Source organism: Streptomyces sp. NPDC006643 (assembly GCF_042870175.1).
Taxonomy (GTDB): Bacteria; Actinomycetota; Actinomycetes; order Streptomycetales; family Streptomycetaceae; genus Streptomyces.
Map to the genome: position 1 here is coordinate 1 of NZ_JBIAHA010000044.1, position 12,400 is coordinate 12,400.

12 protein-coding genes and 1 pseudogene are annotated in these 12,400 nt (G+C 70.8%); 4 read left to right on the forward strand and 9 right to left on the reverse strand.

Annotated elements, in window-relative coordinates:
• Positions 1 to 140, reverse strand: a pseudogene (locus ACFYNU_RS37705) (ABC transporter); the annotation flags it as partial.
• 149 nt (positions 141 to 289) lie between these two features.
• Here ACFYNU_RS37705 and ACFYNU_RS37710 point away from each other — a divergent pair.
• Positions 290 to 1,594, forward strand: coding sequence for an NAD(P)/FAD-dependent oxidoreductase (locus tag ACFYNU_RS37710; RefSeq protein ID WP_356596989.1), 1,305 nt, complete (start codon positions 290 to 292; stop codon positions 1,592 to 1,594).
• Positions 1,595 to 1,652: 58 nt separating this feature from the next.
• Here ACFYNU_RS37710 and ACFYNU_RS37715 read toward each other — a convergent pair whose 3' ends face one another.
• Positions 1,653 to 3,044, reverse strand: coding sequence for an MFS transporter (locus ACFYNU_RS37715; protein WP_356596991.1), 1,392 nt, complete (start codon positions 3,042 to 3,044; stop codon positions 1,653 to 1,655).
• A 73-nt stretch (positions 3,045 to 3,117) separates the two neighbouring features.
• Positions 3,118 to 4,428, reverse strand: coding sequence for an MFS transporter (locus ACFYNU_RS37720; protein ID WP_356596993.1), 1,311 nt, complete (start codon positions 4,426 to 4,428; stop codon positions 3,118 to 3,120).
• A gap of 75 nt (positions 4,429 to 4,503) precedes the next feature.
• On the opposite strand from ACFYNU_RS37720, the gene ACFYNU_RS37725 reads away from it, so the two are divergent.
• Positions 4,504 to 5,604, forward strand: coding sequence for a GlxA family transcriptional regulator (locus tag ACFYNU_RS37725; RefSeq protein ID WP_388768621.1), 1,101 nt, complete (start codon positions 4,504 to 4,506; stop codon positions 5,602 to 5,604).
• On the opposite strand, the gene ACFYNU_RS37730 is transcribed toward ACFYNU_RS37725, so the two are convergent.
• The 3 genes from ACFYNU_RS37730 to ACFYNU_RS37740 form a co-directional block, all read right to left on the reverse strand.
• On the reverse strand, positions 5,591 to 6,154 hold the full coding sequence (locus ACFYNU_RS37730) for an ATP-binding protein (RefSeq protein ID WP_356596997.1): 564 nt from the start codon (positions 6,152 to 6,154) through the stop codon (positions 5,591 to 5,593). The two genes, ACFYNU_RS37725 and ACFYNU_RS37730, sit on opposite strands and share 14 nt — an antisense overlap.
• A 545-nt stretch (positions 6,155 to 6,699) precedes the next feature.
• Positions 6,700 to 7,212 (reverse strand): EF-hand domain-containing protein, encoded by a 513-nt coding sequence (locus ACFYNU_RS37735; protein ID WP_356596999.1) that lies wholly within the window; start codon positions 7,210 to 7,212, stop codon positions 6,700 to 6,702.
• Between the two features lie 151 nt (positions 7,213 to 7,363).
• On the reverse strand, positions 7,364 to 7,738 hold the full coding sequence (locus ACFYNU_RS37740; protein WP_356597001.1) for an STAS domain-containing protein: 375 nt from the start codon (positions 7,736 to 7,738) through the stop codon (positions 7,364 to 7,366).
• A gap of 264 nt (positions 7,739 to 8,002) precedes the next feature.
• Here ACFYNU_RS37740 and ACFYNU_RS37745 point away from each other — a divergent pair, with 264 nt between their 5' ends.
• Both ACFYNU_RS37745 and ACFYNU_RS37750 read left to right on the forward strand, forming a co-directional pair.
• A complete protein-coding gene (locus tag ACFYNU_RS37745) occupies positions 8,003 to 8,584 on the forward strand; it encodes a sigma-70 family RNA polymerase sigma factor (protein ID WP_356597003.1) in 582 nt (193 codons plus the stop codon).
• A 419-nt stretch (positions 8,585 to 9,003) separates the two neighbouring features.
• Entirely contained in the window at positions 9,004 to 10,251 is a 1,248-nt protein-coding gene (locus ACFYNU_RS37750) for a maleylpyruvate isomerase N-terminal domain-containing protein (protein ID WP_388768622.1), read from the forward strand.
• A 125-nt stretch (positions 10,252 to 10,376) separates the two neighbouring features.
• On the opposite strand, the gene ACFYNU_RS37755 is transcribed toward ACFYNU_RS37750, so the two are convergent.
• From ACFYNU_RS37755 to ACFYNU_RS37765, 3 genes are all read right to left on the reverse strand, one after another.
• Positions 10,377 to 10,637: a hypothetical protein gene (locus ACFYNU_RS37755; RefSeq protein WP_356597007.1), complete on the reverse strand. Its 261-nt coding sequence runs from the start codon at positions 10,635 to 10,637 to the stop codon at positions 10,377 to 10,379.
• 94 nt (positions 10,638 to 10,731) lie between these two features.
• Complete coding sequence (purU, locus tag ACFYNU_RS37760; protein ID WP_356597009.1) at positions 10,732 to 11,628, reverse strand: formyltetrahydrofolate deformylase; 897 nt, start codon at positions 11,626 to 11,628, stop codon at positions 10,732 to 10,734.
• Between the two features lie 152 nt (positions 11,629 to 11,780).
• A complete protein-coding gene (locus ACFYNU_RS37765; RefSeq protein WP_023540892.1) occupies positions 11,781 to 12,218 on the reverse strand; it encodes a hypothetical protein in 438 nt (145 codons plus the stop codon).
• Positions 12,219 to 12,400 lie beyond the last annotated feature (182 nt).

The window sequence follows — 12,400 nt, forward strand, 5'->3', positions numbered from 1 at the left end:
CCATTAGGACCCAGCAACGCAAACACCGACCCCTCCCCCACATCAAGATCAACACCGTCCAACACCAACTTCTCGCCATACGACTTACGCAACCCGACAGCACTGATCACCGACGCGGTCGGTGTGAGTTTCTGTGTCATGGGAGCAGCGTGCGGGGCGTCGGATTCACGCCGCTTTCACCGCGGTTTCAGCCGCAGCGCGCGGAACTTACCCGGACGTAACCGATTCGCAATCGATTCCCATCTTGACCGAGACCCAACAAGTGCCCGCTCGATTACGCTCAGCTCTCATGCCCAGCGACATCGACCTCACCAACGACCGTCCCGTGTACGTCATCGGCGGCGGACCGGGCGGTCTCGCCGTCGCCGCCGCACTGCGCGCGCAGGGGATACGAGTCGTCGTACTGGAGAAGTCCGACGCCGTCGGGGCTTCCTGGCGCGGCCATTACGACCGGCTCCGGCTGCACACCACCCGCAAGCTGTCCGCGCTGCCGGGCCTGCCCATGCCGAGGTCCTTCGGACGCTGGGTCTCGCGCGACGACATGGTCCGCTATCTGGAGAAGTACGCGGAGTACCACGGTCTGGAGATCGTCACCCGCGTCGAGGTCACCGGCATCGAGCGTTCGGCGGACGGCGAGAGCTGGCTGCTGCACGCCACCGGTGGGCGGAAGTTGACCGGGAGCGCCGTCGTCGTGGCCACCGGTTACAACCACGCGCCGCGGCTGCCCGACTGGCCGGGGGCGGAGTCGTACGGCGGGAAACTGCTGCACGCGGGCGCGTACCGCGACTCCCGTCCGTACGAGGGCAAGGACGTCCTCGTCGTCGGTGCCGGCAACACGGGCGCCGAGATCGCGGTCGACCTGGTGGAGGGCGGCGCGGCGCGGGTACGGCTCGCGGTCCGTACCGTTCCGCACATCATGCGCCGCTCCACGCTGGGCTGGTCGGCCCAGCGCATGGGCATCCACGTCCGGCGGCTGCCGACGCGGCTGGTCGACCGGGGCGGCGAGATCCTGTCCAGGATCACAGTGCCCGATCTCGCGGCCCGCGGGCTGCCGCGCCCCGACACCGGGCTCTACTCACGGGTGCGTGAGGGTGCGATCCCGGTGCAGGACATGGGGCTGATCGCGGCGGTGCGCAAGGGCAAGGTCGAACCGGTGGCGGCGGTCGAGTCGTTCGACGACAACAAGGTGGTGCTGGCGGACGGTTCACGGATATCGCCCGACGTGGTGATCGCCGCGACCGGCTACGGCCAGGCCCTGGAGGGCCTGGTGGGGCATCTCGGCGTACTGGACGAGCGCGGCCGGCCGGTGGTGCGCGGCGCGCGGACGTCCGAGCGGGCGCCGGGGATGTACTTCACCGGTTTCACGAATCCGATCAGCGGGATGCTGCGGGAGTTGGCGCTGGACGCGGAGCGGATAGCGAAGGCGGTCAAGTCGCAGGCCCTCAAGTCACAGGCGCTCAAGGCGAAGGCCGACAGAGCCAAGGCACCCAAGAGCAAGACCAAGCCCGAGACAAAGACCAGGACAAGCAAGACCAAGACACCCAAGGCCAAGGCGCCCAAGACCAAGGCGCCCAAGACCAAGGCGCTCAGGTAGACGGTCATATGGGCGGACGACCCGGGCAGTCGACGGGGCGGTGGCGTGTCACCGGCGCTCAAGTCGTGGGCGCCGAAGGCACGTTGAGCGCGTCCGTCGGGCCGGCCTTGGTACGGCTCCTGATCAGCAGGGCCATCAGCGCAGCCGCCGCGCACAGCGCGCCCGACGCGTACCAGACCGTGTTGTACGAGCCGGTGACGTCCCGCACCATGCCGCCCACGAACGCCACGACCCCGGCGCCGATCTGGTGCGAGGCCAGCACCCAGCCGAAGACGATGGCGCTGTCCGCCCCGTAGTACTCGCGGCACAGGGCGATCGTCGGCGGGACGGTCGCGACCCAGTCCAGACCGTAGAAGACGATGAAGAACAGCATCGGCGGCCGGACGTCCGGGCCCAGCAGCATCGGCAGGAAGAGCAGCGAGACGCCGCGCAGCGCGTAGTAGACGGCGAGCAGCCGGCGCGCGTCGAAACGGTCGGTGAGCCAGCCCGAGGCGATGGTGCCGACGATGTCGAAGACACCGATGACCGCGAGGAGCGAGGCGGCGGCCGTGATCTGCATGCCGTGGTCGTGGGCGGCGGGGATGAAGTGGGTCTTGATCAGGCCGTTCGTGGAGGCGCCGCAGATCGCGAACGTTCCGGCGAGCAGCCAGAAGGGCCCGGTGCGGGCGGCCTCGAACAGGACGGTCACCGCTCGCCGCGCCGCGCCACTCACGGGTGCCGGCTTGGGCTTGAACTCCTCGGAGCCGTACGGGGGCAGGCCCACGTCCGCCGGGTGGTCGCGCAGCAGGAGCCAGACGAACGGGACGACGACGAGCGCGGACATGGCGACGGTGATCGAGGCGGGGCGCCAGCCGTGGTTCGCCACGAGCCAGGAGAGCAGCGGCAGGAACACCAACTGCCCGGAGGCGCCCGCCGCCGTGAGGATGCCGGTGACGAGTCCGCGCCGGGCGACGAACCAGCGGTCGGTGACGGTGGCGGCGAAGGCCAGGGCCATCGAGCCGGTGCCGAGACCGACGAGGACGCCCCAGTAGAGAACCATCTGCCAGGCGGCGGTCATGACGACGGTGAGCGCGGACCCGGTGGCGATGACGGTCAGCGCGACGGCGACGACCCGGCGTATCCCGAACCGGTCCATGAGCGCGGCGGCGAACGGCGCGGTCAGCCCGTACAGCATGAGGTTGACGGACACGGCGAAGCCGATCTCACCGCGCGACCACTGGAACTCCTTGTGCAGCGGCTCGATGAGCAGTCCCGGCAGCGAGGCGAAGGCGGCGGCGCCGATGATCGTCACGAAGGTGACGGCGGCGACGAACCAAGCCCGGTGGATCCGGGGACGGCGGCGCGGCGCCGGAGCGGGGGTGGTGGTCGGGGTCGGGGTCGGGGTCGGGGTCGGGGCTTTCGCGGGCGGACCGGCGGGAGTCTCGGCTGTCTGTGTCACGTCAAGAAGCATCGGTGGCGCGGGTACGTCGCACGAGTGGCCCGACGGACATGGGTCACTAGGATCGGGCCAGCGCCGGGGTCGACTACTGGATCCGGCCGGGGGCCGGTTCGTCGTCATTCGCTGTACGGGTGGATGTGTGGCCCTCCGGCGCCGCCCGGGGGCGGACCACGCGGCGCAGCTCGCGGATCGGCCGGGCCGCGAACAGCGCCCCGCACACCAGCACGTTCACCACCGCCCCGCCCACCAGCACCTCGCGCATCCCGACCGCCTCCACCACCGGGCCCGCCAGCGCGCGGCCGACGGCGAGCATGATCAGGGAGCCCGCCACGTCATAGGCGTGCAGCCGGTTCAGCGCCTCCGGCGGGATCATCGTCTGCACCGTCGTGGACCACATGACCAGCCAGAACGCCAGACCCACCCCGCCCGCGAAGAATCCGGCGGCGAGCAGCGGGAGCGGGACGTCGTACGCGAGCACCAGCAGGTTCGCGACGACACCGAACAGCGCGACCGTGCCCGCGAACAGCGGTCTGACCGGGCGCAGCCGCAGCGCGAGCAGCCCGCCCGCGACATTGCCGGCGCCCTGGACGGTCATCATCAGTCCGAACATGGCGGAGCTGTGCCGGTCGGTGACCACCACCGCCTCCAGCGGGACGATCGGCCCGAGCACGGTGACCCCGTACACCGACCAGACCGCGATCACACCCCACAGCCAGGACCTGGCCCGGAACTCGCGCCAGCCGCCGATCAGTTCGGTGAGCATCGAGTCGCCGCGCACGGGCTTCATCGTCGGCATCCGGATCAGGAACAGACAGATCCCGCTGATCCCGAACGTGGCTGCGTTGACCGCGAAGATCGTGCCGGGCCCGCCGAACCCGGCCAGCGCGCCGGCCGCCGCCGGACCCGCCATCGTGGCCAGGGACTCGGCGACCCGCAGCACCGCGTTGCCGCGCTGTACGTCGGGCGAGAGGATGGGCAGCATGCTGGCCACACCGGGCTGGAAGAGGGCGGCGCCGAGCCCGTTGACGGCGCTCAGCGCGTACACCAGCCAGAGCGGCGGCGCTCCCCCGACGAAGACGGCCACGAGACCGGCCGTGCCGAACAGCCGCATCACATCGGCGACGACCATCATCCGGCGCGGGGTGAACCGGTCGGCGAGCACACCGCCGAAGAGCACGAAGCCGGCGAAGCAGACCATCCACGCGCCGAGCGCGAAGCTCACGGACGAGGCGCCGTGTCCGGCGTCGAGCAGCCCGGCGGCGAGCGCGACGGGCACCATGCCGTCGCCGAACCGCGCGACGGTCCTGGCGAGGAAGAAGAGCCGGAAGTCACGGTTCCAGAGAGGGGTCCCGGCCGGGGCGGGAATGTCGGGGTCCGTCGAACGCTTGGCAGTCACAGAGTCGACAGATATCAAGGACTGGTCTGGACCACCAGGGGTTTCCGTATGACGGACACACGGGAGAGCGGAACGATGCCAGGGACGACGTCAGTGAGCAGCGCCGAACAGCCGCCGCGCCACCGGGTCGTGGTCCTCGCGCTGGACGGGGTCCTCCCGTTCGAACTGGGCATCCCCCAGCGGATCTTCGGCCGCGCCAAGAGCCCCGAGGGCGCCCCGCTGTACGACGTGGTCACCTGCTCGATCCGCCCGCCGGGCCCGGTCCGTACGGACGCGGACTTCAACATCCTCGTGGAGAGCGGCCCCGAGGCCCTCGCCACCGCCGACACGCTCCTGATCCCCGCCTCGTACGAACTAGGGCCGGTCTACGAGGAGGGCAGGCTCACCGACGAACTCGCCGCCGCACTCGCCCTGCTGCGCCCCGGCACCCGGCTGGTCTCCATCTGCACGGGCGGATACGTGCTCGCCGCCGCCGGATTCCTGGACGGCCGGCCCGCCTCCACGCACTGGTCGTCGGCCGCGCACTTCCAGCGGACCTTCCCGCGGATCAAGGTCGACGCGGATGTGCTGTTCATCGACGACGGCGATGTCCTGACCTCGGCCGGGGTCGCCGCCGGGATCGATCTCTGTCTGCACATCGTGCGCCGCGACCACGGCACGGCCGTCGCCAACGATGTCGCGCGGCACACGGTCGTCCCGCCGCACCGGGACGGCGGCCAGGCGCAGTACATCCAACGTCCGGTCCCCGACGCCCAGTTGGCGACCACCACCACGGCGAGGGCATGGGCGCTCGCCCGGCTCCACGAACCGATCCAGCTGCGGGACATGGCGGAACAGGAGTCGATGTCCGTACGGACGTTCACGCGCCGATTCCGCGAGGAGGCCGGGATCAGCCCCGGGCAGTGGCTGGTCCGGCAGCGGGTCGAGCGGGCGCGTCATCTGCTGGAGGCGACGGATCTCTCGGTCGACCAGATCGCGCGGAACGCCGGGTTCGGTACGGCGCAGTCCATGCGCCAGCATCTCCAGGCGGCGCTCGGTGTCTCGCCGACGGTCTACCGGCGGACGTTCCGGGCGGTCCCCGTGGTCACTGCGGTCCCGGCGGTCACTGCTGCTCCTGCGGCCCCCGCACTCACCGCTGTCACCGCGCAGGCGTCGCCGGCCCTCAGGACCGTGTGACGGCCTTCGGCGAGTCGTCCGCGACCACGTACCGCCCGATCTCGTCGGCCCGCTGCCCGGTCCGCTGCCCGGTCGGCTCCGACCGCTCCGGCCGCTCCGGCCGTTCAGCCGCCGGCGCCGATGGCACCGACGTGGCGCCCGTGCCCGGCTCGCACCGGTCGACCTCGCACCAGATCCGCTTGCCCGAGCCCTCCGGCTGCCAGCCCCACCGGTCGGCGAGCCCGTCGACCAGCTCCAGGCCCCGCCCGTTGGTGTCCTCGCCCTGCGCGTGGCGCGGACAGGGCGGTCGCGCGCTGGTGTCGGCGACCTCGACCCGTACGGTCCCGGCCTCGGCGGCCCCCGAACCGAACAGCATCCGCAGCACGGCCGGACAGCCGGTGTGCACCACGGCGTTGGTGACCAGCTCCGAGATCAGCAGGATCAGCGTCTCGGCCAGTGGCTCGTCGTCGTTCATACCGGAGCCGATGAGCCGCGACCGTGCCCATCGACGGGCCCGCCCGACCTCCGCCGGGTCGGCCCCGACCTCCAACTGCATCTGAAGAACCTGCACCGCTCACACCATCCGAACCGGCGGGCACATCGCCTCGCGCCTCGACAAGGTCCACGACAAGGTCACAGAACGTGATTCCCTTGTGGGACAGCATGGTTGACGTACAGTCACCGCAACAAGCGCTTCGGGCATATTCCAACGCGAAGGAGTACGCGTGAGGCATACTGTGCGACGCGCTCTGCGGGGAGTCGAACAAGGACGCGTCCAGCGCCTTCGAACGGTGCTACTGGCAGGCATTCCCCGGTCCGGCGTCGCCGTACTGGCCACACCGGATCCTTCAAGCCTCACCGCCACTCGCACCCGAGCGAGCGTACCGGAGCCCGCCGCCGACTCCGGCCCGTGACGGGTCACCCGAAGGACACAACCCGGTATCGACATGCGCGAAGCGCCCTTTCGTCACACACGGTCACGCTCTGCGGACGGCTCCGGTACGGCCCCGACCTCGCCCGCCGGTCCACGGACGAAGGACCGCGGACCAGGAACCACGGACCACGGACCACGGACCACGGACGAAGGACCACGGACAAAGAGCCAAGATCTACCGTCTACGGCTCCGGCGTCACGTAGTACGAGGCGAACCCCGCCAGGATCTCCTCCTCGGTGATCCGGCCGTCACCGTCCCCGTCCAGTCCCCCGGCGGCCTGCGCCGCCACGTCCGGCTCCGTGCCCAGCACGCGCAGCACCCGCTCGGCCGCCGCCGGTGTCACACCGCCGCCGTCCTCGTCCGCGATGGCGATCACCGCGTGCAGGAAGGGCCGGGCGATCTCGGCGAAGCGCTGGGGGCTGTCGCGCAGCCGCTTCGCGGCGCCGGTGATGAATTCCTGGCGGGTGACCCGCTGGTCACCGTCGACGTCCGCGATGCCGGCCATGCCCTGCCAGAAGGCCTCGGCCCCGCTGTAGAGCGCCTGTCCCTTGTCGGATCGTGCGGTGACGCCGAACTCCGCGAGCAGTGCCGCTGCCGCTCCGCTGAAGTCCTCGCGGTCGATGTAGCCGTTGCCGTCCTGGTCGAAAGCGGCGAACCGGGAGGCGATCTTGCCCTCGTACTCTGCGCTGTCCATGAAGGGGAGCGTACGACGCCTGGGGCCCGCCGTGTGAAGGCTTCGGGTCCGACTGGTGGACCCGACCCGGGCACGACGGCGCTGCGACGGCGCGCGACTCTCGCACGACGGCGCGCGACCGGCGCTCCTGGGCCGGCTCCTGGGTCGGCTCCTAGGCCGAGAGGGGCTGCGCCCGCTCGTCGACGGCGTCCGAGACGTCCGAGTACACCTCGAAGAGGCGACGCACGCCGAGCGCCGACAGGACGCGGTTGACGTGCGAGCCCTCCTCCGCGCCGTGGGCGGGCAGGATGAGATGGAGACGGCCCTGGCAGGAGCGCATCAGCTTGCGGGAGGCGATCAGGACGCCGACGCCGCTGGAGTCGCAGAAGAACACCTCGGAGAGGTCCAGCACCAGCTCACGGCGGCCGGCGGCCACCGCGTCATGGACGTGCTGGCGGACCACGGGCGAGGTCACGAGGTCCAGTTCTCCGGTGATGCGCAGCACCGTCCACAGACCGTGCTCGTCCTTGTCCACCTTGAGCGTCACGCCTGGACCTTCCCTCGTACCGAACCGGAGACCCTTGGGCGGAGTTCCGGATTCCGGATCTTCACCGGAGATCGTCCCTCTGTATCGCGGCTGCCCGACTGGTCTCTCATGAAACACAACGGCAAGGAACCGGGGAAATTCCTTATCAGCTCGGACGGTGTCGAGGGGCGCACTTGACGCAAAGGGGCGCACTTCGTTGACACTGGCCAGTACATTCGAAACGGCGGGGTCAGGTCACGGAGCAGTCACACGGCTGGGGGTCTCATGGCGAAGGACACACCGCCCCGCTGGGACCGCAGGATGCAGCAGCGGCTCGCGCGGGGTGAGGCAGCCGCGCTCGGCGAGCTGTACGACCGCTTCGCCTCGCTCGTCCACAGCCTCGCGCACCGGGTGCTCGACGACAGCGAGGCCGCCGACCGGATAACCCGCGAGGTCTTCGGTTACGTGTGGGAGAACCCGGAAGTCTTCGACCCCAAGCAGGGCTCGATGCGGTCCTGGATCGCCAAGCTCGCCCGGCTGCACGCCGTGAACCGGCTGCGGCAGCTGGAGACGGCGGCCCATCAGGCCAGCGGCGGGGGCAGCGCGGAGGAGCTGGAGCAGAAGATCCGCGAGGCGTCCGCCGCCGCACGCGCCGACTACATCGTCACCTCCATGCCCGCGCCCCTGCGCGCCGCGCTGGACCTGGCGTACTTCCAGCGCCGTGACTACCGGCAGACCGCCGCCGACCTCGGGGTCACCGAGGACGAGGCGCGCCGGCGGCTGCGGCTCGGCCTGCAACTGCTCTCGTCGGCGAACACCCGGCCCCTGGAGGGCTCCTCACCGCCCGGACACGGACGGTCGCTGTGACCGGGCCGCTCGACGGTGGCCGCGACGGCGGCCGTCGCGACCCGGACGAGCCCGACGGGGTGCGCGGTGTCCCGCGCATACCCGGCCAGCGCGCCGCCGCGGACGACCTGGAACCGCCCGCGCCGGACGTACTGCGCCGGGCCCTGGAGGGCGCCGCGCGCGCCGCTCAGGCGGCGCGGGAGAGCCGCGAACGGGAAGAGCGGGATGAACAGCGTGCACCGGACGAACCGGGTGAGCGACACGATGACGCCGACACGGCCGACGAGACGGCGGCCCCGGAGACGGGCGCCGGCACGGGCCGCGTTACGGACGGAGTCACCGACGGCGTTACGGACGAGGGCGTTACGGGCGACGGCGTTACGGACGGCGGCGCTACGGACGGCGGCGTTACGGACGGCGGCGTTACGGGCGACGGCGTTATGGCTGACGCCGAGACCGACGCCGACGCCGCCACCGATCCCCGTTCCGGGGCGCCGCGTGAGCCGGCGCACCCGCCCGATCCCGCCGAGGCTGGCGCCGACGCCGACGAGCGACACATGAGGGCGCCCGCCCCGGTGCCCGCCGGGCCGCCGCCTTCGCACTCCGTACTGAAGTCCCTGCTCGGCGCCTGGGCGCTGGCCGCCTGCTCGCCCGAGGAGACGACCCACGTCGAGGACCATCTCACCGAGTGTGCGCCGTGTGCCGACGAGGCGCTCAAACTGCGCGACGCCGTCGGCCTGTTGCAGGCCGACCGGAATCTGGATCTCCCTCCGCTGCTCCGCTCCCGGGTGCTGGAGAACTGCCTCGACCGGCGGGCCGCCCGTATCCCGGTGCCGGTGTGGGCCACCCCGTACGACGCGGAGACCGCCCGGCTCGACGCGCTGCTGCGCGACTTCGGCGACGCGGAGTGGCACGCGCCGCTCCAGCTCAAGTGGTTCGAGAAGGAGGAGCCCACCACGCGCAGGGCGACGGTCGCCGGGGTCATCGGGCATCTGATGACCGTGGACGGGCTGGTGGCGTCGGCGCTGGGGCTGGACGATCCGCTGGGCGCATCGGCGCCGCTGTCGCCGACCGACCGGACCGAGGCGTTCTGGCGTTCGGCGCACGCGCCGCCCACCCGTACGATCCACGAGCCGTGGCGCGACCAGAGCCATACGCTCATCAGGACGGCGTCCTTCGCCGGCCGCGGGGTGGCCGAACTCTCCGTCTCGTACGGCGAGTTCGCCCTGCCGTTGCGGGACGCGCTGATCGACCGGGCCTTCGAGTGCTGGATCCACGGCTGGGACATCGCGAACGCGGTGGTCTACCCCTATCCGGCGCCGAGCGGTCCGCATCTGCGCGCGATGATCGACCTCGCCACGCAGCTGATCCCGTCCACCCTGGCGGCCCGCCGCCGCGCGGGCCGGGCGTCGCCCGCCCGGCAGTTGGTCACGCCCGGTTCGCCGGGCCGGTCGCTGCATCTGGAGGTCGAGGGCGCGGGCGGCGGTGACTGGTACATCGCGCTGGACTCACCCGCCGCCGTCGGCTCCGCCGAGCGCTCGGTGGCCCAAGTGGCGCTCGACGACGTCGAGTTCTGCCAGCTGGTGGCGGGGCACATCTCACCGGAGGAGGCCGCGGCCGGTCAGGACGGCGACCGCGACGCGATCCGGGACGTGCTGTTCGCGGCAGCCTCGCTGAGCCGGCTCTGAGCGGAATCGGACGGGACGCGGACCTGACTGGGAGCGGACTCGGGCCGGACTCGGAGCGGGCGACGCCCCCAAGCGCCGTACGGATGACGACACTTGAGGGCGGCCGGACGGTCGGATGCCGGTGACTAGCTGACGTACAGGTAGTAGTAGCCGGTGCCGCCGGGGGCCGGGTCGCAGCGGTAGTTGCTGAACCCTTCGCGGACGTACTGCTGTCCGGCGTCAATGCATTTGGACCTGCTGGAGTACGAGCCGATGTAGAGCCAGGCCGCCTCCGACTGGGCACCGACGCTGACGGACGTGCCCGGAGCCGCCTGGGCGGGGGCGTTGATCCCGCCGATCGCCAGAACGGCGATTCCCACACTCAGCAGTGCTGCACGCTTGCGCATCCTGATCTCCCCTGTGTTGGCAGTAAGCGGTTGCTGAACACCGCAGATCCTGTAACGGCGCGGACACGCCGCGCAAGGGGATCACTCATTCCTGTCAGCCGAAGATCACCGTACGCCGGCCGTTCAGCAGGATCCTGTGCTCGGCATGCCACTTGACCGCGCGGGCCAGCGCCTGGCACTCCACGTCGCGGCCGATCGCGACCAGTTGCTCCGGGGTGACCTCGTGGCCGACGCGCTCGACCTCCTGCTCGATGATCGGGCCCTCGTCCAGCTCGGCCGTCACATAGTGCGCGGTCGCGCCGATCAGCTTCACGCCCCGGGCGTGCGCCTGGTGGTACGGCTTGGCGCCCTTGAAGCTCGGCAGGAAGGAGTGGTGGATGTTGATGATCCGGCCGTTCAGCTGCTTGCACAGATCGTCGGAGATGACCTGCATGTAGCGGGCCAGCACGACCAGCTCGACGTCCTCGGCGCGTACCAGCTCCAGCAGCTCCGCCTCGGCCGCCGCCTTGGTGTCCTTGGTGACCGGGATGTGGTGGAAGGGGATGTCGTACGAGGCGACCAGCTCGGCGAAGTCGGTGTGGTTGGACACGACGGCGGCGATGTCCACGGGGAGCGCGCCGGTACGCGACCGGAAGAGCAGGTCGTTCAGGCAGTGGCCGAATTTGCTGACCAGCAGGACGATCCGCATCCGGTCCCCGGCGTGGTGCAGCTGCCAGTCCATCCGGAAGGAGTCCCCCACGGCGGCGAAGCTCGCGCGCAGCTTCTCCAGGGTCACCGGCTCCTCGGCCGAGAAGTGGACCCGCATGAAGAAGAGGCCGGTGTCACGGTCGCCGAACTGCTGGCTGTCCTCGATGTTGCACCCGGTCATGAAGAGGAAGCTGGACACGGCGTGCACGATGCCCTGTTTGTCCGGGCAGGACAGCGTCAGGACGTACTGGTCGGACAGGGCGGGCCGGTCGGCCTGGGCGGCGGGCTGCTGCGGGGCACTCATGACCCCAGAGGATCCCACACGGGACCCCGCGCGGGCCGCGCCCGACCGTCAGGCGGACGGCGTCGAACGGCGGCGGGCGACGCCGGACGGACCACGTCGGGCGAGGGGCGTCGGGCACGCCTCGCACAGGACACGAATCGCTGTGGCGTACGTCACGCCGAGCGGGTCAGGATCCGCAGCACGTCCAGCGAACGCGGCACCGTGTCCGGGTCCTCGCCGTCGTTGACGGCCAGCCTGACGTGCGCCTCGCGCGCCGCCCGTACCGCCTCCGGCCAGCCGTGGTGCTCCAGATACACCGATATCGGGGCGTCCGGCCCCACCTGGTGCATGATCCGCAGCACCCGCAGCACGGCGACATCGACGAGCGCGGCCTCGCCGGAGTCGCGGAAGATCGTCCCGACGTACTTCTCGGCCGACCAGTTGTCCAGCCAGGTGTCCTCGACCAGCCGGTACACGGCGTCGGTGACGTCGCCGTATCCCTCCAGGCCGGCCAGCCAGTACTCCTGGTGAAAGACGGGATCGGAAAGCATGTGCAGCGCCGAGCGCACATTGCTGCGCCAGCGCCACCAGGGAATGTCATTGAGCGGCATGTCGCCCATGGTGGAGGAGCGACGGCCGCGACGGGAAGAGTTATCCGAACCTTGCTGCACAGCAGTCGATCGTACGGTCCGCCGGAAGGCGATCGGCTGGCCCCCCGCAATTCACCTCGTTGTCATGTGCGGTTGAACAACCTCCACCTGGCAGTTACCCGCGGGCCGGAAGTGTGCGGAGA

Coding starts and splice junctions, on each gene's coding strand:
- ACFYNU_RS37725 (WP_388768621.1), top strand. CDS start 4,504: ATGCCAGGGACGACGTCAGTGAGCAGCGCCGAACAGCCGCCGCGCCAC.
- ACFYNU_RS37710 (WP_356596989.1), top strand. CDS start 290: ATGCCCAGCGACATCGACCTCACCAACGACCGTCCCGTGTACGTCATC.
- ACFYNU_RS37735 (WP_356596999.1), bottom strand. CDS start 7,212: ATGGACAGCGCAGAGTACGAGGGCAAGATCGCCTCCCGGTTCGCCGCT.
- ACFYNU_RS37755 (WP_356597007.1), bottom strand. CDS start 10,637: ATGCGCAAGCGTGCAGCACTGCTGAGTGTGGGAATCGCCGTTCTGGCG.
- ACFYNU_RS37750 (WP_388768622.1), top strand. CDS start 9,004: ATGGCTGACGCCGAGACCGACGCCGACGCCGCCACCGATCCCCGTTCC.
- ACFYNU_RS37765 (WP_023540892.1), bottom strand. CDS start 12,218: ATGCCGCTCAATGACATTCCCTGGTGGCGCTGGCGCAGCAATGTGCGC.
- purU (WP_356597009.1), bottom strand. CDS start 11,628: ATGAGTGCCCCGCAGCAGCCCGCCGCCCAGGCCGACCGGCCCGCCCTG.
- ACFYNU_RS37745 (WP_356597003.1), top strand. CDS start 8,003: ATGGCGAAGGACACACCGCCCCGCTGGGACCGCAGGATGCAGCAGCGG.
- ACFYNU_RS37715 (WP_356596991.1), bottom strand. CDS start 3,044: ATGCTTCTTGACGTGACACAGACAGCCGAGACTCCCGCCGGTCCGCCC.